The sequence below is a fragment of the Blautia sp. MSK.20.85 genome (assembly GCF_013317245.1).
GTDB lineage: Bacteria > Bacillota > Clostridia > Lachnospirales > Lachnospiraceae > Blautia_A.
Genome location: NZ_JAAIUN010000112.1, coordinates 1 through 390, shown reverse-complemented (window position 1 = coordinate 390; position 390 = coordinate 1). Strand labels below are relative to the sequence as shown.

Genomic DNA, 390 nt, shown 5'->3' with positions numbered 1-390 from the left:
TCTGTTCTAACATTGGACTGGCAGGTACGGAAGTACAGTTGGTAAATGCAATGAGTAGAGAATATGTATTGAAACAGATTTTATATGGTATCAAAGATCAATATGATGTAGTCATCATTGATTGTATGCCATCATTGGGAATGATTACGATTAATGCGCTGGCTGCATCAGATGAAGTCCTCATTCCAGTTGAAGCATCCTACCTGCCAATCAAAGGATTGCAGCAGTTGTTAAAAACAATCGGTAAGGTCCGTAAGCAGATTAATCCGAAGCTGCAAGTCGGAGGTATTTTGTTTACGATGGTCGATGCTCATACGAATGATGCCAGAAATAACATGGAACTTCTCAGAAATGTATATGGAAGTCAAATTCATATCTTTGATAATTATA

Annotated in this window: 1 protein-coding gene; it reads left to right on the top strand. The window is 37.7% G+C overall.

What is annotated here, in order from left to right:
- Nucleotides 1-390 (top strand): ParA family protein (locus G5B12_RS18590; protein ID WP_174088984.1); only part of this gene is annotated, 390 nt, incomplete at both ends.